Origin of the sequence: Comamonas sp. 23 (assembly GCF_049601575.1) — a bacterium.
In the GTDB taxonomy this organism is placed as follows: Bacteria; Pseudomonadota; Gammaproteobacteria; order Burkholderiales; family Burkholderiaceae_C; genus Comamonas; species Comamonas squillarum.
On sequence record NZ_CP187127.1, the window covers coordinates 4,920,268 to 4,937,837 of the forward strand.

The 17,570-nt window shown below is 61.2% G+C and carries 17 protein-coding genes; 7 read left to right on the plus strand and 10 right to left on the minus strand.

Features of this window, described 5'->3' with window-relative positions; all coding sequences use genetic code 11:
- Window positions 1-21: 21 nt before the first annotated feature.
- The 4 genes from ACPEE1_RS22215 to ACPEE1_RS22230 all read left to right on the plus strand — a co-directional run bounded on the left by ACPEE1_RS22215 (window position 22) and on the right by ACPEE1_RS22230 (window position 4,126).
- Window positions 22-252 (plus strand): ParD-like family protein, encoded by a 231-nt coding sequence (locus tag ACPEE1_RS22215; protein WP_423934885.1) that lies wholly within the window; start codon window positions 22-24, stop codon window positions 250-252.
- Entirely contained in the window at window positions 249-1,043 is a 795-nt protein-coding gene (gene map / locus ACPEE1_RS22220; protein ID WP_116926017.1) for a type I methionyl aminopeptidase, read from the plus strand. The genes ACPEE1_RS22215 and map overlap by 4 nt, the downstream gene beginning before the upstream one ends.
- 570 nt (window positions 1,044-1,613) lie before the next feature.
- On the plus strand, window positions 1,614-2,891 hold the full coding sequence (locus ACPEE1_RS22225) for a S1 family peptidase (RefSeq protein ID WP_260718659.1): 1,278 nt from the start codon (window positions 1,614-1,616) through the stop codon (window positions 2,889-2,891).
- A gap of 263 nt (window positions 2,892-3,154) precedes the next feature.
- Window positions 3,155-4,126 carry an IS5 family transposase gene (locus ACPEE1_RS22230; protein WP_116927873.1) on the plus strand — a complete coding sequence of 324 codons (972 nt, stop codon included), beginning with the start codon at window positions 3,155-3,157 and terminating at the stop codon, window positions 4,124-4,126.
- A gap of 343 nt (window positions 4,127-4,469) precedes the next feature.
- On the opposite strand, the gene ACPEE1_RS22235 is transcribed toward ACPEE1_RS22230, so the two are convergent.
- Window positions 4,470-5,306 carry a DUF4261 domain-containing protein gene (locus tag ACPEE1_RS22235; RefSeq protein ID WP_423934886.1) on the minus strand — a complete coding sequence of 279 codons (837 nt, stop codon included), beginning with the start codon at window positions 5,304-5,306 and terminating at the stop codon, window positions 4,470-4,472.
- Window positions 5,307-5,418: 112 nt separating this feature from the next.
- Between ACPEE1_RS22235 and ACPEE1_RS22240 the strand changes: the two genes are divergently transcribed.
- Window positions 5,419-5,898: an RDD family protein gene (locus ACPEE1_RS22240; RefSeq protein ID WP_116925537.1), complete on the plus strand. Its 480-nt coding sequence runs from the start codon at window positions 5,419-5,421 to the stop codon at window positions 5,896-5,898.
- 26 nt (window positions 5,899-5,924) lie between these two features.
- On the opposite strand, the gene ACPEE1_RS22245 is transcribed toward ACPEE1_RS22240, so the two are convergent.
- From ACPEE1_RS22245 to ACPEE1_RS22280, 8 genes are all read right to left on the minus strand, one after another.
- Complete coding sequence (locus ACPEE1_RS22245; RefSeq protein ID WP_182344577.1) at window positions 5,925-7,070, minus strand: M20 family metallopeptidase; 1,146 nt, start codon at window positions 7,068-7,070, stop codon at window positions 5,925-5,927.
- 37 nt (window positions 7,071-7,107) lie between these two features.
- Window positions 7,108-7,986 (minus strand): alpha/beta hydrolase, encoded by an 879-nt coding sequence (locus tag ACPEE1_RS22250; protein ID WP_423934887.1) that lies wholly within the window; start codon window positions 7,984-7,986, stop codon window positions 7,108-7,110.
- A 31-nt stretch (window positions 7,987-8,017) separates the two neighbouring features.
- A complete protein-coding gene (locus tag ACPEE1_RS22255; RefSeq protein WP_423934888.1) occupies window positions 8,018-9,022 on the minus strand; it encodes an ABC transporter ATP-binding protein in 1,005 nt (334 codons plus the stop codon).
- Window positions 9,019-9,996, minus strand: coding sequence for an ABC transporter ATP-binding protein (locus tag ACPEE1_RS22260; RefSeq protein ID WP_021028176.1), 978 nt, complete (start codon window positions 9,994-9,996; stop codon window positions 9,019-9,021). The genes ACPEE1_RS22255 and ACPEE1_RS22260 overlap by 4 nt, the downstream gene beginning before the upstream one ends.
- The gene (locus tag ACPEE1_RS22265; protein WP_232539496.1) at window positions 9,996-10,922 is read right to left on the minus strand and encodes an ABC transporter permease; all 927 of its coding nucleotides are present in this window, start codon (window positions 10,920-10,922) and stop codon (window positions 9,996-9,998) included. Before ACPEE1_RS22265 ends, ACPEE1_RS22260 begins: the two co-directional genes overlap by 1 nt.
- Window positions 10,922-11,896, minus strand: coding sequence for an ABC transporter permease (locus tag ACPEE1_RS22270; RefSeq protein ID WP_116925504.1), 975 nt, complete (start codon window positions 11,894-11,896; stop codon window positions 10,922-10,924). Before ACPEE1_RS22270 ends, ACPEE1_RS22265 begins: the two co-directional genes overlap by 1 nt.
- Window positions 11,897-12,074: 178 nt before the next feature.
- Complete coding sequence (locus ACPEE1_RS22275) at window positions 12,075-13,691, minus strand: ABC transporter substrate-binding protein (RefSeq protein WP_116925535.1); 1,617 nt, start codon at window positions 13,689-13,691, stop codon at window positions 12,075-12,077.
- Window positions 13,692-13,819: 128 nt separating this feature from the next.
- Entirely contained in the window at window positions 13,820-15,436 is a 1,617-nt protein-coding gene (locus ACPEE1_RS22280) for an ABC transporter substrate-binding protein (protein ID WP_116925503.1), read from the minus strand.
- A gap of 348 nt (window positions 15,437-15,784) precedes the next feature.
- Here ACPEE1_RS22280 and ACPEE1_RS22285 point away from each other — a divergent pair, with 348 nt between their 5' ends.
- A complete protein-coding gene (locus ACPEE1_RS22285) occupies window positions 15,785-16,345 on the plus strand; it encodes a DUF1439 domain-containing protein (RefSeq protein ID WP_116925502.1) in 561 nt (186 codons plus the stop codon).
- Window positions 16,346-16,429: 84 nt separating this feature from the next.
- Window positions 16,430-17,125: a glutathione binding-like protein gene (locus tag ACPEE1_RS22290; RefSeq protein ID WP_116925501.1), complete on the plus strand. Its 696-nt coding sequence runs from the start codon at window positions 16,430-16,432 to the stop codon at window positions 17,123-17,125.
- Window positions 17,126-17,189: 64 nt separating this feature from the next.
- Here the strand turns inward: ACPEE1_RS22290 and ACPEE1_RS22295 are convergent, their stop codons facing one another.
- Window positions 17,190-17,546: a RidA family protein gene (locus ACPEE1_RS22295; RefSeq protein ID WP_116925534.1), complete on the minus strand. Its 357-nt coding sequence runs from the start codon at window positions 17,544-17,546 to the stop codon at window positions 17,190-17,192.
- Window positions 17,547-17,570 lie beyond the last annotated feature (24 nt).

Here is a 17,570-nt window from a genome sequence, read left to right on the forward strand (position 1 = left end):
TATGTTTTATAGAGGATAGTCATGGGCATCGTCAAAATTTCCGACCCTATGCATGAGAATCTGCGGGTCGCGGGCGCGGCGCTCTCCCGTTCCATCAATGCGCAGGCCGAGCACTGGATGCGGGTGGGCATGCTTGCCGAGATGTACCCTGATCTGGACCACCGCGCGATCTGCCAGGTGCTGGTGCAGGCGGAGCTGGACGGCGGCCTAGATATCAATGCGCTGGTTGCCAAGGCAAGGATGGCGGCATGACGCAAAGCATCACGCCGGTGCATACGGCGAGCGAGCTGGCCCGTGCGCGTCAGGCGGCGCAGCTGGCGGCCGAGGTGCTGGAGATGATTGCGCCCCATGTGGTGCCGGGGGTCAGCACCGCGGCGCTGGATGCCATTTGCCACGACTACATCGTGAACGTGCAAAAGGCGGTGCCGGCCAATCTGGGCTACCAGGGCTATCCCAAGACCATCCTCACCTCGGTGAACCATGTCGTCTGCCACGGCATTCCGTCCGAGGACCGGATTCTGAAAAAGGGCGACATCGTCAATATCGATGTGGCCGTCATCCAGGATGGCTGGTTTGGCGACACCAGCCGCATGTACTTTGTCGGCACGCCCAGCATTCTGGCCAAACGACTGGTCGAGACGACTTACGAGGCATTACGCGCGGGGATTGCCCAGGTGCGGCCGGGCGCCACCTTGGGCGATATCGGACATGCGATCGAGACGGTGGCCAAAGGGGCAGGCTTTGGCGTGGTGCGCGAGTTCTGCGGCCATGGGATAGGCCAAACCTACCACGATGCCCCCAATGTGCTGCACTACGGCAACCCGGGCGAGGGGCTGGTGCTAGAGGCGGGCATGCTGTTCACGATCGAGCCGATGCTCAATGCCGGCAAGCGCCAGGTCAAGACCTTGGCCGATGGCTGGACCGTCGTGACCCAGGACCATTCGCTGTCGGCGCAGTGGGAGCACATGGTGGCGGTGACGCCCGATGGCCATGAGGTGCTGACGACCTGGCCCCATGGCACCGGCAGTTACACGCCGGCCTAAGCCTTAGTCGCCCTGCCCAGCCCCTCCGGCTCGACCAGCGCATCCAGGTGCTTGCAGGCTCATTTGCTATGGCCATCGGCGATGACTTCGCCGTGCTCGACCTGGTAGACGCTGGTATTGAACACAAAGCGCGAGACTTCGGTGGGGTCCTCTAAGTTGCTAAAGCGTAGGAACCAAGTTCTCAGACAGGCCCATTTGAAAAACATACTGAAACACCGCACCGAAGCTTGTCTCCTTTCGTTAGCTGCGCTTTCGGCTCAGGTGATCTCTCTACTCACTCTTTATTCTTTGCACACTCCGTATACTTTTCATCTGAATATGCCTTGGTGATCGGCTTTTTTGGCATAAATATGACGAAATAAACGAGAAACTATAGAAATATTGTTTTTCTGAATATTAACAAATAAAAGAACATGTACCCTTAGGAACCATTTTTTGAAGTGTGTTAAAAATGCTTGACGCTAGCAACTTCACCAACATATGATCAAAACTCCAAAGAAACACAAATTTTTTGGATACTCCCACAAATCCCAACTAGGCTGACATTCATCATTTTCAAGGAGTTTGCTTGTGAAAAGAATTTTATTTTCAAATGCTTTTGCGATAGCCCTCTTGAATACACTTATATCTTTCAATGCATCCGCTCAAAACACAGAGCCATTTATTTCAAAATCTCAAGCTTTGAAAAATGCAGGCCTTTCCGAAGACGCAGTGAATGAAAATCAAAAAATCGTGTTAGCTGCCAATGCGAATGAGGAAAAATTCAAATCCGAGATAAGTGATCTTTATGCAGGGACTTGGATTGAGCATGATTCAGAAGGAAAAGCATATCAAGTTCTTGCAGTCACCGATGAAATCATAGTTCATAAAAGATACAAAGAAGAAACCAACTTGAAAATTGTCTCGGCTAAATATACTTTAAAACAGCTCAACGAATTAAAAGAAAAAATCATCGATAAATTTTTTACCCTAAAGGATGCAGATGGGGACGTCCTAATATTCTCCCTAGATGTCGACCCAAGACGAAATAAAATTGTACTTAGCACAAAATCACTCAATATCAAAAATATTCAATTATTATTTAGTGTAGAAAAATATAATTTTGATATGATCGTCTTTGAAAATCAAGATGCACCTGAAAGGCCAAGTGCAAAGCCTTCACTACCTAGTGGATCCCCTATCGTAATCGCAAATCGAGGAACGCCACCTAGCTCTAATTTATTTAAAGGTGGCTGCACTTCGGGATTCAATGCCAAATTAAAAGGCACATCTATTGGGGTAGTGGTAACTGCAGGGCATTGCGAAATAGTGGATGACACAGAAGCAGTATATATAGACTCTGGAGGTTTTCGAAATCCACGCATGGGAGCATATATAGGCGATTTTTTGGCCAATACATATTATAGAAATAACATTGATGGCGTTCTGTTTGGCAATGTGAATGAGGCTTTCAACCTAATCCCAGGGCATGCAGTGGGGCGAACCGTGAAGCCTGTCATACCAATAACTAATGCAATGCGCGGATCTTCGTTATGTGCAGATGGCAAGATTTCCGGAAGACGCTGCGGATTGGTAGAATCGGTTAATACTGCTGTCAACCGAAATGGTCGGGCTTTGAGACTTACTATTGCTTCATTTTGCAGTGAGCCTGGGGACTCTGGTGGCCCAGTTGTTTACCCTACTGATCGAACTGCATCCAATGGAAATGCTGTGGGTGTGGTTTCCGGCTATATTGATAATAATAATTATGGATGCTATCACAACAACTCAAATAGAGTAAAAACTACGATTCAGACGTTAACACCATATTTGGCAATTCATCCCAATGTTGAAATCTTAACTAATTAGCATTGAATTATCATTAGCATCCTTTTAAAACCTAAGTTCTCATTAGTTCACTGTACATTTGTACCTTGCCGGAATACAAACCTTCAGAGGAAGTAGACCGGCAGGGCTACAAAAAAATCTGTTCGGAGATAGTACTCGGGGAATTGATGAGACCCAATCGAAAATATAACTAGTCCTACCAGTTACGCCTTAGCAGCAAAAACCCCAACTAAGGAAACTCTGCAAAAGTCCCAGCCCGCCCCACCGCATGGGATGATCCGCGCATGAAGCAAATGAGCCTGGCTACCGGATTCGAGAAGAAGTCCAAACGCACGCGCAAGCGTGAGTTCTTGGACGAGATGGACTTGGTCGTTCCCTGGCACGAGCTGGTGACACTCATTGAGTCACACAGCCCGCCCAAAGCTACCGGCAGGCCCGCATTTGCAGTCGAGTCCATGCTGCGTATCCACCTGCTGCAGCAGTGGTTCAACCTCTCGGACCCGGCAGTGGAAGAAGCGCTCTACGACACCCCCGTCTTCGCCAGCTTTGCCAGGCTCGATCCGGGCATCAGCACCATGCCCGATGAGAGCACTATCTTGCGGTTCCGTCGCCTCTTGGAGACTCACCAGCTGGGCTTGCAGATCCTGGCGCTGGTCAACGCCATCCTGACAGACAAGAACCTGCTCTTGAGACACGGCACCGTGGTCGATGCCACCCTGATTGCAGCTCCCAGCTCCACCAAGAATGCAGGCGGTGAGCGGGACCCTGAGATGCACCAGAGCAAGAAGGGCAACCAGTGGCACTTTGGGATGAAGTGCCATATCGGTGTCGATAGCAACTCGGGCCTGGTGCACACCGTCGTTTCAACACCAGGCAACGAAGCCGATGTATCGCATGCCCATAGTCTCTTGCATGGGCAAGAGAGACATGCGCTGGGCGACAGCGGTTACCAAGGCGTGGACAAACGCGCAGAGGCGGCAAAGAGCCAAGTGACCTGGCACATTGCCATGCGCAAAGGGCTGCGCAAGAAGCTGGACTTGGGCACCGAGCTGGGAATGCTAAAAGAGAAATACGAGCAAACCAAGGCCAGCATGCGAGCCAAGGTGGAACACCCGTTTCGCATCGCCGGGCAGCAGTTTGGGTTCAGTAAGGTGCGCTACCGGGGCATCGCCAAGAACGACAACAAGCTCCAAACGATGTTTGCGCTGGCCAACCTGTGGCTGGTGCGAGAGCAGTTGATGAGGATGCAGGCCTGAGTGCGCCTGCAGATGGCCCAAAAGGGCAAAAAGCCGCAGATGCGGGTAGAAGCTTGGCTGCAAAACCGCGCATAAGCGGGCAAATCGGCTGTGAGCTAACTGGCCAGTCTGAATTCAGCGGTTTTGCAGAGGATCCCTAAGATAGATTTCCAAAAATTACTCCGATGAAGACAATGGCTTTGTTCGGGTGCGTAATTTCAACAATGTGCATCAATACAACTTGCGGCTGCGCGCTGCTCCTATCCATACCACGCGGTGGGTTGGGTCCAACACTATCAGTCGACGAAGAAGCTGATTGCGGCTCTGGGCCCTTTCGAGACCTGTAAAAAAGCGACTCTAAGCCTTAGCCTCCCTGCCCGGCCCCCTCAGCGGGGTGTGGATCAATATCCACCACCAGCCGATCGGGCTCGACCAGCGCATCGAGGTGCTTGCAGGCCCATTTGCTGTGGCCATCGATGCCGGCCACCGTGTGGCCGTCGGCAATCACATTGCCGTGCTCGACCAGGTAGACGCTGGTATTGAACACAAAGCGTGAGACTTCGGCGGGGTCCATCTCGGAGAACAGCAGCTGCACATCGGGCACGCCAAAGGTGGCGCCGCCCAGGCTGTCCATCAGCATCTCGCCGGGGCGGTTGCTGATGTTGAAAAAGCGCACATTGACGACGCCGTAGTAGACAAAGCCTTCGGCATGGGCCTGCAGATAGCGCTGCGGGTTCAGCAGGCAGCCGGCATTGGTCTGGCTGATGGCAGTGACGCCCCCGTTCTCGATCAGCACATGCATGACCGCTTGCAGGATCTCCAGCCGCTCGGGCACAGAAAGGCCTCTACCCATGAACTCGCTCACCAGCACGCAGTGCTGGCACTGGGCCAGCGCGCTTTCCTTTTCGGGCCAGTCCCAAGTCTGCTCCAGCGCGCTGGCGTAATCGGTGGGCGCCATCGGCTCGCCTGCGCGGATGATCGCGACCTCGCTGGGCACGCCCTTTTTGTCGCTGTAGTCCACGCAGTAGTCGCGCAGCGCCAGCAAGATGGTGTCGCCATCTGCGACCAGGCCCACCGCCCCCAGGCGCTCGGCCAGCGCGGCCCGCAGGGTTTCGCCATCCAGCATCGCGGGCTGGGCGTAGAGAGCCTCAAAGGCCCACATATCGGGGGCCATGCGGAGCTCGGGATTCGGTGGTGCCATGGTGCGCTCTCGGGCAGTGAAGATAGCCTGCATCTTGCCATGGCGCGCCCAGGTCTTGTCACCTCGGCTTTACCGGACAGGCCTAAGATGGCGCCACTCAGTGGAGCAAAAAATGGATAACAGCGATCTGGAATATGTCGGCTTTTGGGCGCGCGTCGGGGCAGCTTTGATCGACACGGTGGTGTTGCTCGTCATCATCACACCGGCCCTGGTGGCGATATACGGCTGGGACTACTTCATGGCCGAAGGCCTGGTGCAGGGCCCCGCCGATGTGCTGATCAGCTGGGTGCTGCCCGCAGTGGCCTGCATCTGGCTGTGGCACAAGCTGCGGGCCACGCCGGGCAAGATGCTGATAGGGGCCGAGATAGTGGATGCCGAGACGGGAGAGGCGATGGGCCTGGGCCAATCGGTGGTCCGCTACCTCGGCTATTTTGTGTCCATCGTGCCGCTGTGCCTCGGCCTCATCTGGGTGGCCTTTGACCCGCGCAAGCAGGGCTGGCACGACAAGATCGCCGGCACCGTGGTGGTGCGCCGCAAGGGTGGGCGCACCCAGCCCGTGCAGTTCAAGGGATCACCTCGCGAGCAAGGCTGACCCGCATCTGGGGCCAGCCCCTGGTCTTAGTCCAGGTGGGTCAGCAGATGCAACCAGAAGCGCGCCCGCATCTCCAGGGTGGACACCAGAATGTGCTCATACACCGTATGGGCGCCGTCGCCATCGGCTCCCAGGCCATCGAGTGATGGCACGCCCATGGCCGAGGTGAAGTTGGCATCGCTGCCGCCGCCGGTAGGGGGCGCTTCTTCCAGCGCAAAGCCGGCTTCGCGGGCTGATTGCTGGGCCTTGGCCAGCAGCGCTTCGGCGCGGGCGTCCTTGACCATCGGAGGGCGGTTCACTTCGACATCGATATCGAGCGTCAGGCCCTCGCCCACGGGGCGCAGCGCACGCATCTTGCCCACCAGCTCATCGGCGGCCTGCAGATCGGGCAGGCGGAAATCGACCACGCACTTGCAGAAGGCCGGCACGGTGTTGGTGGTGGTGCCGCCTTCGATGGTGCCCACGCTCACGGTCACACCCCTCTGGTAGTCGGTCATCGCTTCGAGCGCCAGGATCTGGTGCGCCATCTCGCGGATCGCGCTGCGGCCCTTGTCATGGGCCACACCCGCATGCGATGCCAGGCCCTTGACGCCCAGGCGCAGCATGCCGGTGCCCTTGCGGGCGGTGACGCAGCGGCCACCGTTGGCGCGGGCAGGTTCGGCCACCAGGCAGTAGCGGGCATGGCGGGCAAAGGCCTCGATGTGCTTGCGCGATGCGTGGCTGCCGGTTTCCTCGTCGGGCACGACCAGCAGGTCCACCGGCAGCGGCGTGCTGCCCGGCGTGGCCACGGCGCTCATCGCGGTCAGTGCCAGGTAGATGCCAGCCTTCATGTCGTAGCCGCCGGGGCCATAGAGGCGGTCGCCTTCGATGCGGATCGGGTTGTCGGCCAGCATGCCGATGGGGTGCACGGTGTCCGAGTGGCCCAGGATCAGCAGGCCTTCACGGGTGTCGCCCTCGGCGCGGTTGGTGATGTGCAGCACGGGCAGCACCGGGCCCAGCCCTTGCTTGCCTTCGGCCTGGGTCTCGATCACCGTGGCGCGCAGGCCAGCGGCGGCGGCCTGGGCACGCATCATCTCGACCATGCGGGCGATCGAGGCGGGGTTGTTCGATGGCGATTCGCAGCGCATCCATTCCGAGATGCCATCCACCAGTTGTTGCGTTGTTGCTTGCATCGTTGTTCCTTGGGTCTTGTCGAAAAGTGATAGGAGATCAGGCGGTGACCCGGCCGGCCCAGGGGGCCAGCCAGTCCGCATCGGGCATGCGCCCTTCAAACCATAGGTGGGCGCAGACATGGCTCATGGCCTCGCCGTCATGGCCGATGCCGGCGACCTCATGCAGTTGCCAGGCCAGCGGCAGCCCCAGCCGGTCTGCCGCCTGCTGGCCCGCTGCGTAGTAGTGGTGGGCGCGGGCAAAGCGGTGCGGGCCCTGGCGCAGTGCGGCGGGCTCGGCCGGCAGGTTCGGGTCCTGGGTATCGGTGTCGCGGTCGCCCGCCAAAATGACCAGTGGGGTGCGCAGCAGCTGGGCCAGCGCCCCATCGGCCAGGCCAATGCCGGCCAGGCCTTGTGGAAAGTCCTGCTGGACATCGGGCAAGGTGTACCAGCCCGGGTTGCCCGCTGCCACGCCGGCAAAGCCGGCCGCGCCCAGGGTGCTGACCAGGCGGTGCACAAACTGGCCGCCGGCCGAATGGCCAAACAGGTAGAGCGGCTGGCCGCGCAGCACGCCGGCATCACGCAGCTGCTGGGCCAGGTTCGCCACCGCCTGGTAGGCCCAGTAGGCGCGCGGCTGCAGGTCGCCCGCTTCGCTCCAGACGCTGCCGTTGTTGTAGCTCTCCACGCCGGGCCAGTGCGCGTTGCCAAAGGTCGGCGCAATGATCTGCAGGCCGTAGCGGTCGGCCGCAGGCATCCAGAAGTCGCGGTAGTCGTCGCCATTGCGCAGCACGCCGTGCTGCACCAGCACCACCGGTGCATCGGCGGCCAGGCCCTCGGGGCGGTAGCAGTTCAATGTGATCGGCAGGTAGAGCGCGCCGTCGCCGGCTTGCCAGTCGATGGCAAAACGGCCGTGCTGCTGGGTAAAGCGTTGCCAGTCCATGCGGTGGTTTCCTCTGTGCGCGTCCAACGGATCAGTCCAACAAATGGCAGGCGGTCACATGGCCGGCTGCCGTCTCGCGCAGGCGTGGCACCTCCTGCTTGCAGCGCTCCATCGCATGCGGGCAGCGCGGGTGGAAGGTGCAGCCCGGTGGCGGGTTCAGCGGTGAGGGGATCTCGCCCTTGATAGGGGTGAACACGCGCTTGCGCCGGCCCACATCGGGCACCTCGGCCAGCAGCGCCTGGGTGTAGGGGTGCTGGGCCTGGCCAAAGATCTCGGCGGTGGGCGCCATCTCCACGATCTTGCCCAGGTACATGATGGCCACCTTGTCGGAGATGTGGCGCACCACGCCCAGGTCATGGCTGATGAACAGGTAGGTCAAGCCGCGCTGGGCGCGCAGGTCCATGAACAGGTTGATTACCTGGGCCTGGATGGACACATCGAGCGCGGCCACCGGCTCATCGCAGACCAGGAACTCCGGCGTCACCATCAGCGCACGGGCAATGCCGATGCGCTGGCGCTGGCCGCCCGAGATCTGGTGCGGCAGGCGCGCGCGGTACTCACTGGCCAGGCCCACCTCGGCCAGCGCGGCATCGACGCGGCCGGGCACCTCGGCCGCAGGGGCTAGCTTGTGCACATGCAGTGCCTCGCCCAGGATCTGGTGCAGCTTCTGGCGCGGGTTGAGCGAGGCCTGCGGGTCCTGGAACACCATTTGCACGCCCAGGGTGTAGGCGAGCTTGTCCTGGCCGCCCAGGCCGCTCACATCCTGGCCCTTGTAGAGCAGTTGGCCTTCGGTGGCGGGGTGCAGGCCGGCCACCACGCGGCCCAGCGTGGATTTGCCGCAACCGGATTCGCCCACCAGGCCCAGCACCTCGCCCTTGGCGATCTGCAGGTTGACGCCGTTGACGGCATGCACAGTGCGCGTCTGCGCGGGCTGCCGGGCGACGGCGCCGACGATTTTCTGCAGCAGATCGGGCGCGCTGACGAAGCGCTTGTGCACATCGCGCAGTTCAATCACAGGGGTAGTCATCGCGGTCATGCGGCAGGTGCCTCCAGCGGTACAAAGCAGCGGAATGCGCGGCCGGGAATGGTAGTGACGGGGGGCTGCTCATCAACGCAACGCGGGGTGGCGCGGCCGCAGCGCGGCGCAAAGGCGCAGCCGGGCACGCGGCCCGACAGGCTGGGCGCCATGCCATTGATCTGCGTAAGCCGCTCGCCCGGTGTGGCCTGGGCCGGCAGCGAATTGAGCAGGCCCTGGGTGTAGGGGTGGCGCGGTGCATCGAGCACCTCGGCGACGGTGCCGGTCTCGACAATGCGGCCGCCATACATCACGGCCACCCGGTCGGCCAGCTCGGCGATCACGCCCAGGTCGTGGGTGATCCAGATCAGTGCCGTGCCCTGGGCCTGGCAGATCTGCTGCATGCGGTAGAGGATCTGGCCCTGGATGGTGACATCCAGCGCCGTCGTGGGCTCGTCGCAGATGATCAGGTCGGGGCGGTTGAGCATCGCAATCGCAATCGCCACGCGCTGGCGCATGCCGCCCGAGAACTCATGCGGGTAGCTGCGCAGGCGCTTCTCCGGCGCGGGGATGCCGACCATCGCCAGCGCCTCCACGCAGCGCTGCAAGGCCTGCGCCTTGGGCAGCTTCTGGTGCGCGTCGATGGCTTCGAGCATCTGCTCTTCGATGCGCAGCACCGGGTTGAGCGTCATCAGCGGGTCCTGGAAGATCATCGCGATGCGGTCGCCGCGCAGCTTGCGCATGGACTCGGCTGACAACTCGCGCAGGTCCTGGCCCTTGAACAGCACCCGGCCTTGGGTGACTTCACCGGGGGCATCGATCATGCCGAAGATGGAGAAACCGGTGACCGACTTGCCCGAGCCGGATTCACCGACCAGGCCCAGAATCTCACCCGCCTCCAGGCGGATATCGATGTCGCTGACGGCGGGCCAGGCGCCCTCTTCGGTGTGGAACACCGTCTGCAGATCTTGTACTTCAAGCAAAGGGATAGTCATTACTTCCTCGGGTCCAGAGCTTCACGCAGGCGGTCGCCGATCAGGTTGATCGACAGGATCAGGGCCAGCAGCGCCAGGCCGGGGAACATGCTGATCCAGTAGTCACCCGACATCAGGTACTGAAAGCCGTTGGCAATCAGCAGGCCCAGGGAGGGTTCGGTAATCGGCACCCCCACTCCCAGGAAGGACAGGGTGGCTTCGAGCACGATGGCATTGGCAATCTGGATGGTGGCGAACACCATCACCGGGCCCATGCAGTTGGGCAGCAGGTGGCGCGTCATGATGCGCCAGCCGGGAAAGCCCAGGTTCTTGGCCGCCTCGATGTATTCCTTCTTGCGCTCCTGCAAGGCACGGCCGCGCATGATGCGGGCGTAATGCGCCCACTGCACCATCACGATGGCGATCACCACCTTGTCCACGCCCCGGCCCAGAATGGCCAGCAGCACCAGCGCCACCAGGATGGTGGGAAAGCCGAGGATGAAGTCGACGATGCGCATCAGCACGGTATCGACCCAGCCGCCAAAATAGGCCGCGACCAGGCCGACGAGACTGCCGATGATGGTGGCGAGCACCACGGCGCTCAGGCCCACCATCAGGCTGATGCGCAGGCCGTGCAGGATGGCCGAGAGCATGTCACGGCCCTGGTCGTCGGTGCCCAGCCAGTAGGTCATGCCCGAAGCAGCTTCGGACATCGGCTTGAGGCGGCCGTCCATCAGGTCGAGCGCGCCCAGGTCATAGGGGTTTTGTGGCGACAGAAACGGCGCCAGCAGCACCACGGCCAGCAGCAGCACGAGGGCGATCACAGCCCCTTTGACGGACGGTTTGCTGCGCAGTTTCTTCAAAATGGCACGCCGCTGGGGCGTGTCTTGCAGGGGCTGAGCCCGCTTGCTGGGATCGATGGTCATCAGGGGTTTGTCGGGCTGCATCATGGGGCCTCCTGCAGCTGTACGCGCGGATCGAGCACCGCATAGGCCAGGTCCACCAGGAGGTTGATCATCACGAAGATGAAGGTGACCAGCATCACATAGGCCACCACCACCGGGCGGTCGAGCTTGTAGATGCTGTCAATCAAAAGCTTGCCCATGCCGGGCCAGGCGAACACGGTCTCGGTGATGGTCGAGTAGGCGATCAGGGTGCCGAACTCCATGCCGATCACGGTGACCACGGGGATCAGGATGTTGCGCAGGATGTGGCGGGTCAGGATGCGGCGCTCGCTGATGCCCTTGGCGCGCGCGAACTTCACATACTCCTGGGTCTTGGCCTCCATCACGCCGGTGGCGGTGAGCCGCAGCACCAGCGCGATATTGCCCAGCGCCAGGTTGATGGCCGGCAGCATCACATGGCTCCAGCCATCGGCGGTGAACAGCGACAGCGGCACGCCCAGCACATTGACCGTGTCACCCCGGCCCGAAGAGGGCAGCCACTGCAGCCAGACGGCGAACATCAGTATCAGCATCATGCCCTGCCAGAAGTTGGGCAGCGAAAAGCCCAGCACCGAGCCGCCCATCAGGCCCCGGCCCAGCGGCCTGTCGTTGAACAGGCCGGCAATCAGGCCCAGCGGAATGCCGAGCAGGCAGGTCAGGCCGATGGCGACCACGACCAGCTCGAAGGTGGCCGGAAAGCGCTGCACGATCAGCTCGATCGCGGGGATGCCATGCACAAAGGAGGTGCCCAGGTCACCCTGGAAGGCGCGGGTGAGAAAACTCCAGTACTGCAGCCAGACCGGCAGGTCCAGCCCCAGGCGCTTGATCATCGCCTGGCGGTCTGCATCGCTGGCCTCGGCGCTCACCAGCAGCTCGATGGGGTCGCCCACCGCGTAGACCGCCATGAACACCACCAGCGAGACCGCCAGCAGCACCAGAAAACTTTGCACCATGCGGCGCAGGATATAGACGATCACATTACGTCCTCAAAATTAGAATGCCATGCGCTGTCACCTGCATGGTTGCCGCCCTCTGTGGAGTCTTTTCATCGTGGGGCGTACAAAATCACAAAGCCCGCATGGCCCCACCACTGGAGCTGGATGCGGGCCCTGCCAGGGACCGGGCCTGTTTGGCGCCCGGTGTGGCACCAGCTGTCTATTTCGGTTTGACCGACATCGCCAGCGTGTACTGGTCGCGTCGGCCTTCGTAGCTCAACCCTTTCTTGAATGCCCAGATGCTGCTCTCGAAGTGCAGCGGAATCAGCGGTACGTTGGCCAGCGCAATCTGCGTGGCCTGCTGGTAGGCGGCCTTGCGCGCGCTCGCATCCATCTGCGCCATTGCGGGCACAAACACCTGGTCAAACGCGGGCAGGCTAAAGCCGCCGTAGTTGCTGGTGCCCAGGCCCTTGTCCTTGTCGGTGGTGGCCACCCAGTACTGGAACAGGCCCGAGGCCTCGCCGTTCTCCGACGGCCAGCCGCCCATCGCAAAGCTGAACTCGCGCTTGGCCCGCTTGGGGAAATAGATGGCAGCGGCTTGCGCATCCACCGTGGTCTTGATGCCAATGCGCGTCAGGTACTGGGCCACCGCCTGCGCGATCTGGCCGTCGTTGATGTAGCGGTCGTTGGTGGTGGTCAAGGTCAGCTCAAAGCCTTGCGGGTAACCGGCCTCGGCCAGCAGCTTCTTGGCGCCTTCGGGATCGAACTTGATCTCGGCGGGCTTGTCGAGGCTGCCGAACATGCCCGTTGGCATGTACTGGTTGGCCACGGTGGCCATGCCATCCATCAGCCGCTGCACGATGGCCTTGCGGTCAATGGCCATGTTGATGGCCTGGCGCACGCGCAAATCCTGCAGCGGGTTCTTGCCATCGGCGGCCTTGGCAAACGGGCTTTGTGCGCGGCCGGCGTCCGGCTGGAAGAAGATCAGGCGGGTGGACGGCGTCGCGACAAAGTCGAGCTTGCTGTTGTCCTTGATGCGTGGCAGGTCGCGCGCAGCCGGGCTTTCGATGACATCGTAGTCCCCGGACATCAGCCCGGTCAGGCGCGGGCCGGCATTGGGCACCGGCACCATCTTGACGCTCTTCCAGTGCGGCTTGCTGCCCCAGTAGGCTTCGTTGCGCTCCATCTCGATACCGGTTCCCTTGACATAGGACTTGAGCTTGTACGGGCCCGTGCCGATGGACAGCTTGCCGGTGTTGAAATCGGCCACCGTGGGCCAGGGCGAAGTGACGCCGCAGCCCTCCTTGGGGGCAAAGCGCAGCTTGTCGAACTTGGCGATGCCGCTCCAGATGATGGGCAGCGAACGCGCCAGCTCATTGGGCATCGTCGGGATGGGCCGCTCGCTCTTGATGATGACGGTGTAGTCATCGGGCGTCTGCACATCGCTGAAGCTCTGGGCCGGCTCCATGTAGGAGCGCGAGACATTGGTCTCGTTGTTCAGCACGCGGCACAGGGTGAACAGCACGTCCTTGGAGGTGAAGGGCTCGCCATTGGAGAACTTCACGCCCTGGCGCAGTTTGAGCTCCCAGGTGTTGTCATCGACGGCGCGCCAGGACTGGGCCAGGCCCGGGATCAGCTCCATCTGCGCATTGCGGTTGATCAGCGACTCGAAGATATGGGCCGAGAACGCGTCGTTGGTGGTGACCTTGTGGTAATGCGGGTCAGCGGCGGTGGGCTCGGAGGCGAGGCCGATGGTCAGCGACTGGGCGGCCGCCATGCCCGCAGGCAGAGCGAGCGCAGCCAGACTGGCCAGCGACAAGGGTGTGCGGCGCGAGATCTTCTTGGTAGACACAGGTCGTTCCTCCTTGGTTAAAAGCCTCGTAGGGCAATGCAAGTGCCGTGCCACTACGTATTTCTCATCGCCCACGCCGGGGTGCAGGACCCCGGCTGCCGCAAGCACTTTGCTTACTTGGCGGGCTTGACCGATGTGGCCAGCGTGTACTGGTCGCGGCGGCCTTCGTAGCTCAGCTCTTTCTTGAAGGCCCAGATGCTGCTCTCGAAGTGCAGCGGGATCAGCGGCACGTTGTCCAGCGCGATCTGCGTGGCCTGCTCCAGCATGGCCTTGCGCTTGACCGGGTCCACCGTCTTCGCAGCCGGGATGTAGACCTTGTCGAAATCGGTGTTGCTGAAAGCGCCGTAGTTGCTGGTGCCCAGGCCCTTGGGCGAATCGGTGCTGGTCACCCACAGCTGGAACAGGCCCGAGGCTTCGCCGTTTTCCGACGGCCAGCCACCCATCGGGAAGCTGAACTCACGCTTGGCGCGCTTGGGGAAGTAGATCGAGGCGGTCATCGCATCGACCTTGGTCTTGATGCCGATGCGGGTCAGGTACTGCGCGACGGCCTGCGAGATCTGCGCATCGTTCATGTAGCGGTCGTTCGTCGACGACAAGGTCATCTCGAAGCCATTGGGGTAGCCGGCTTCGGCCAGCAGCTTCTTGGCGCCTTCGGGGTCGAACTTGATCTCGGGGGCCTTGGCCAGGCCGCCAAACATGCCATCGGGCATGTACTGGTAGGCGGGGGTGGCCATGCCGTCCATCAAGCGCTGCACGATGGCCTTGCGGTCGATCGCCATGTTGATGGCCTTGCGCACGCGCAGGTCCTGCAGCGGATTCTTGCCGTCGGGGGCGGTCACGAACGGCGACTTGTCGCGGCCGATATCGGGCTGGAAGAACACCAGGCGGGTGGACGGCGTGGCCACAAAGGCCAGCTTCTTGTCTTCCTTGATGCGGGCCAGGTCGCGGGCGGCCGGGTTCTCGATCAGGTCGTAGTCACCGGACATCAGGCCGGTCAGGCGCGGGCCGGCGTTGGGCACGGCCACCATCTTGACGGTCTGCCAGGCAGGCTTGGGACCCCAGTAGCCGTCATTGCGCTCCAAGGTGATGGCATTGCCCTTCACATAGGACTTGAGCTTGAAGGGGCCCGTGCCAATCGCCATCTTGCCGCTGTTGAAGTCGGCCACCGTGGGCCATGGGCCTTTGTAGCCGCAGCCTTCCTTGGGGGCGAACTTGAGCTTGTCGTGCTTGATGATGCTGCTGGAGATGATGGGCAGGTTGCGCGCAAACTCGGCCGGAATCAGTGGCACGGGCTCGGCGGTCTTGACGATCACGGTCAGGTCATCGGGGGTCTGCACATCGGTGATCAGCTTGGTCGTATCCATGTACGACTGCGAGACATTGGTCTCGTTGTTCAACGTGCGGCAGATGGTGAACAGCACGTCCTGCGAGGTGAAGGGCGCACCGTTGGAGAACTTCACATCCTTGCGCAGCTTGAACTCCCAGGTCAGGTCGTCCAGGTTCTTCCACGAGGTGGCCAGCGAGGGCACCAGCTCCATGCTGGCGGTACGGCCCACCAGCGAGTCATAGACATGCGCCGAGAACGAGTCGTTCGTCGTCATCTTGTGGTAGTGGGGATCGGCCGCTGTGGGCTCGGAGGCCAGCGCAATGGTCAGGTGTTGGGCGTGGGCTGCGCCAATGAGCGAGGCACCCACCAGCGCCAGGGCGCGCTTGTTCAATGCGAAATTCATGTCTGTCCTTGGGATCTTGGCTAGCGCTGCCAGCAGGCAGCGCTTTCGAACCGGGAAGCAAGACCATCGCGCACCAGCGCGCGCCATCGTCCGCAGCCGGAAAGCCTGCGAATTCTCACACGAAATGACATCTGCTCACGCTCACGCAGCCCGTGAAAAGTGGGCATTTACCCCAATAAAACAAGGAGATGGGCGATCTTTTGCTGACATTGTTCGTGCAGCACACAATGTTATGCAAGCTGCGCAACAATGCGATCCCTGCGGGTGGGAAAATCCAGCACGCGCACTGCCCTCTGATCGGTACGATGCGCATCCACCCGCCCCCTGCCAATACGCTTTCCAACCCCTATGCGCCGCCGCCTTTTTTTGGCCTCCAGCCTGTTTGCCGCCAGCCTGCTGGCCGCCTGCTCCTTGCTTGCCCCACCCAGCTACACCCTGTCTGCCGCTGAGCTGCAGACCATCGTGGCCAAGTCCTTCCCCCGCTCCTATCCGCTGCTCGGCCTCTTGCAGCTCGATGTGCAGGCGCCCAGCCTGCAGCTGCTGCCCGAGACCAACCGCATCCAGGCGACGATGCGCGCCGAGATGTCGGGCAAGGTGCTGCCCCACCGCCTGGACGGCACCATGGTGCTGGACTTTGCACTGCGCTACTCGCCGGCCGACCACAGCCTGCGTGCCACCCAGGTGCAGGTGCAGTCGCTGCAGATGACCGGCCTGCCCGAGGCGATGGAGGTGATGCTGCAGGCCTACGCGCCGCGCGCGGCCGAGCATGCGATGGAGGATGTGGTGGTGCACACCTTGCGCCAGGAGGACCTGGAGCGCCTGGACAATGCCGCCGAGCTGCCTGCCACCTTCCAGGTGACGGCCGAGGGCCTGCGCATCGAATTTGTGAAGCCCCAGGACGCGAAGTAGGCCGACAGGCCCGCGCCCAATCTGCTTTATGCTGCTGGCAAGGCGCATACCTGCAAGCCGCCTGCATATCGTCTGGAGATTCCCATGAGCACCCTCGCCGATTTCAGTATTACCCGCAAATGGCCGGCCACCCGGCCTGATCTGCTGCAGCTGTATTCGCTGCCCACGCCCAATGGCGTCAAGGTCTCCATCCTGCTCGAAGAGCTGGGCATGCCCTATGAAGTGCACAAGATCAGCTTCGAGAGCAACGACCAGACCTCGCCGGAATTTGTCGGCACCTTCCCGAACAACAAGATCCCGGCCATCATCGACCCCAATGGTCCCGGCGGCCAGGCGATTGCACTGTTCGAGTCCGGCGCCATCATGGTCTACCTGGCCGAGAAGACCGGCATGTTCCTGCCGCAGGACCCCGTCAAGCGCTACGAGACCCTGCAGTGGCTGATGTTCCAGATGGGCGGCATCGGCCCGATGTTTGGCCAGGTCGGTTTCTTCAACATCTTTGCCGGCAAGGATTTTGAGGACAAGCGCCCCCTGACCCGCTATGTGGACGAATCCAAGCGCCTGCTGACCGTGCTGAACAAGCACCTGGCCGGCAAGGAATGGGTGGCCGGTGACACCTACACGATTGCCGATATCGCCATCTTCCCCTGGATTCGAAACATGATCGTGCGCTACAACGCCGAGGCCCTGATCGGCTGGGGCCAGTACCCCGAAGTCAGCCGCGTGCTCAGCCACTGGCTGCAGCGCCCGGCCGTGCAGCGCGGTTTGCTGATCCCCTGATCGGCTGAATCTTTAAGCAAAAAATGCCAGCCCGAGGGCTGGCATTTTGCTGGGTGGCCGATGCTTAGAGGGCGGCGCTGACGATGATTTCGACCAGCAACTCTGGGCGCGCCAGCTTGGCTTCGCAGGTCGCGCGGGTGGGCATATTGGCCTTGTCGGCCCATTCGCCCCAGACCTGGTTCATGCCGGCAAAATCCTTGTCGATGTCCTTGAGCCAGATCTGCACGGTGAGCAGGCGCGACTTGCTGGTGCCGGCTGTTTTCAAGTAGCCGTCGATCTTGGCCAGCACGTCGCGGGTCTGGGCGCCAATGTCGCCCGAGATGTCGCCAGCGGTGACGCCGGCCACATAGACCACGCCGCCGTGTACAACGATGCGGCTGAGGCGTTCATTGCTGTCGATACGTTGGATGTCGTTGCTCATCATTTACTCCCTGAGATAAAAATA

Excerpts from the sequence above, each read along its gene's own strand:
- ACPEE1_RS22215 (WP_423934885.1), top strand. The coding sequence starts at position 22 with ATGGGCATCGTCAAAATTTCCGACCCTATGCATGAGAATCTGCGGGTC.
- map (WP_116926017.1), top strand. The coding sequence starts at position 249 with ATGACGCAAAGCATCACGCCGGTGCATACGGCGAGCGAGCTGGCCCGT.
- ACPEE1_RS22230 (WP_116927873.1), top strand. The coding sequence starts at position 3,155 with ATGAAGCAAATGAGCCTGGCTACCGGATTCGAGAAGAAGTCCAAACGC.
- ACPEE1_RS22235 (WP_423934886.1), bottom strand. The coding sequence starts at position 5,306 with ATGGCACCACCGAATCCCGAGCTCCGCATGGCCCCCGATATGTGGGCC.
- ACPEE1_RS22240 (WP_116925537.1), top strand. The coding sequence starts at position 5,419 with ATGGATAACAGCGATCTGGAATATGTCGGCTTTTGGGCGCGCGTCGGG.
- ACPEE1_RS22245 (WP_182344577.1), bottom strand. The coding sequence starts at position 7,070 with ATGCAAGCAACAACGCAACAACTGGTGGATGGCATCTCGGAATGGATG.
- ACPEE1_RS22250 (WP_423934887.1), bottom strand. The coding sequence starts at position 7,986 with ATGGACTGGCAACGCTTTACCCAGCAGCACGGCCGTTTTGCCATCGAC.
- ACPEE1_RS22255 (WP_423934888.1), bottom strand. The coding sequence starts at position 9,022 with ATGACCGCGATGACTACCCCTGTGATTGAACTGCGCGATGTGCACAAG.
- ACPEE1_RS22260 (WP_021028176.1), bottom strand. The coding sequence starts at position 9,996 with ATGACTATCCCTTTGCTTGAAGTACAAGATCTGCAGACGGTGTTCCAC.
- ACPEE1_RS22265 (WP_232539496.1), bottom strand. The coding sequence starts at position 10,922 with ATGCAGCCCGACAAACCCCTGATGACCATCGATCCCAGCAAGCGGGCT.
- ACPEE1_RS22280 (WP_116925503.1), bottom strand. The coding sequence starts at position 15,436 with ATGAATTTCGCATTGAACAAGCGCGCCCTGGCGCTGGTGGGTGCCTCG.
- ACPEE1_RS22285 (WP_116925502.1), top strand. The coding sequence starts at position 15,785 with ATGCGCCGCCGCCTTTTTTTGGCCTCCAGCCTGTTTGCCGCCAGCCTG.
- ACPEE1_RS22290 (WP_116925501.1), top strand. The coding sequence starts at position 16,430 with ATGAGCACCCTCGCCGATTTCAGTATTACCCGCAAATGGCCGGCCACC.
- ACPEE1_RS22295 (WP_116925534.1), bottom strand. The coding sequence starts at position 17,546 with ATGAGCAACGACATCCAACGTATCGACAGCAATGAACGCCTCAGCCGC.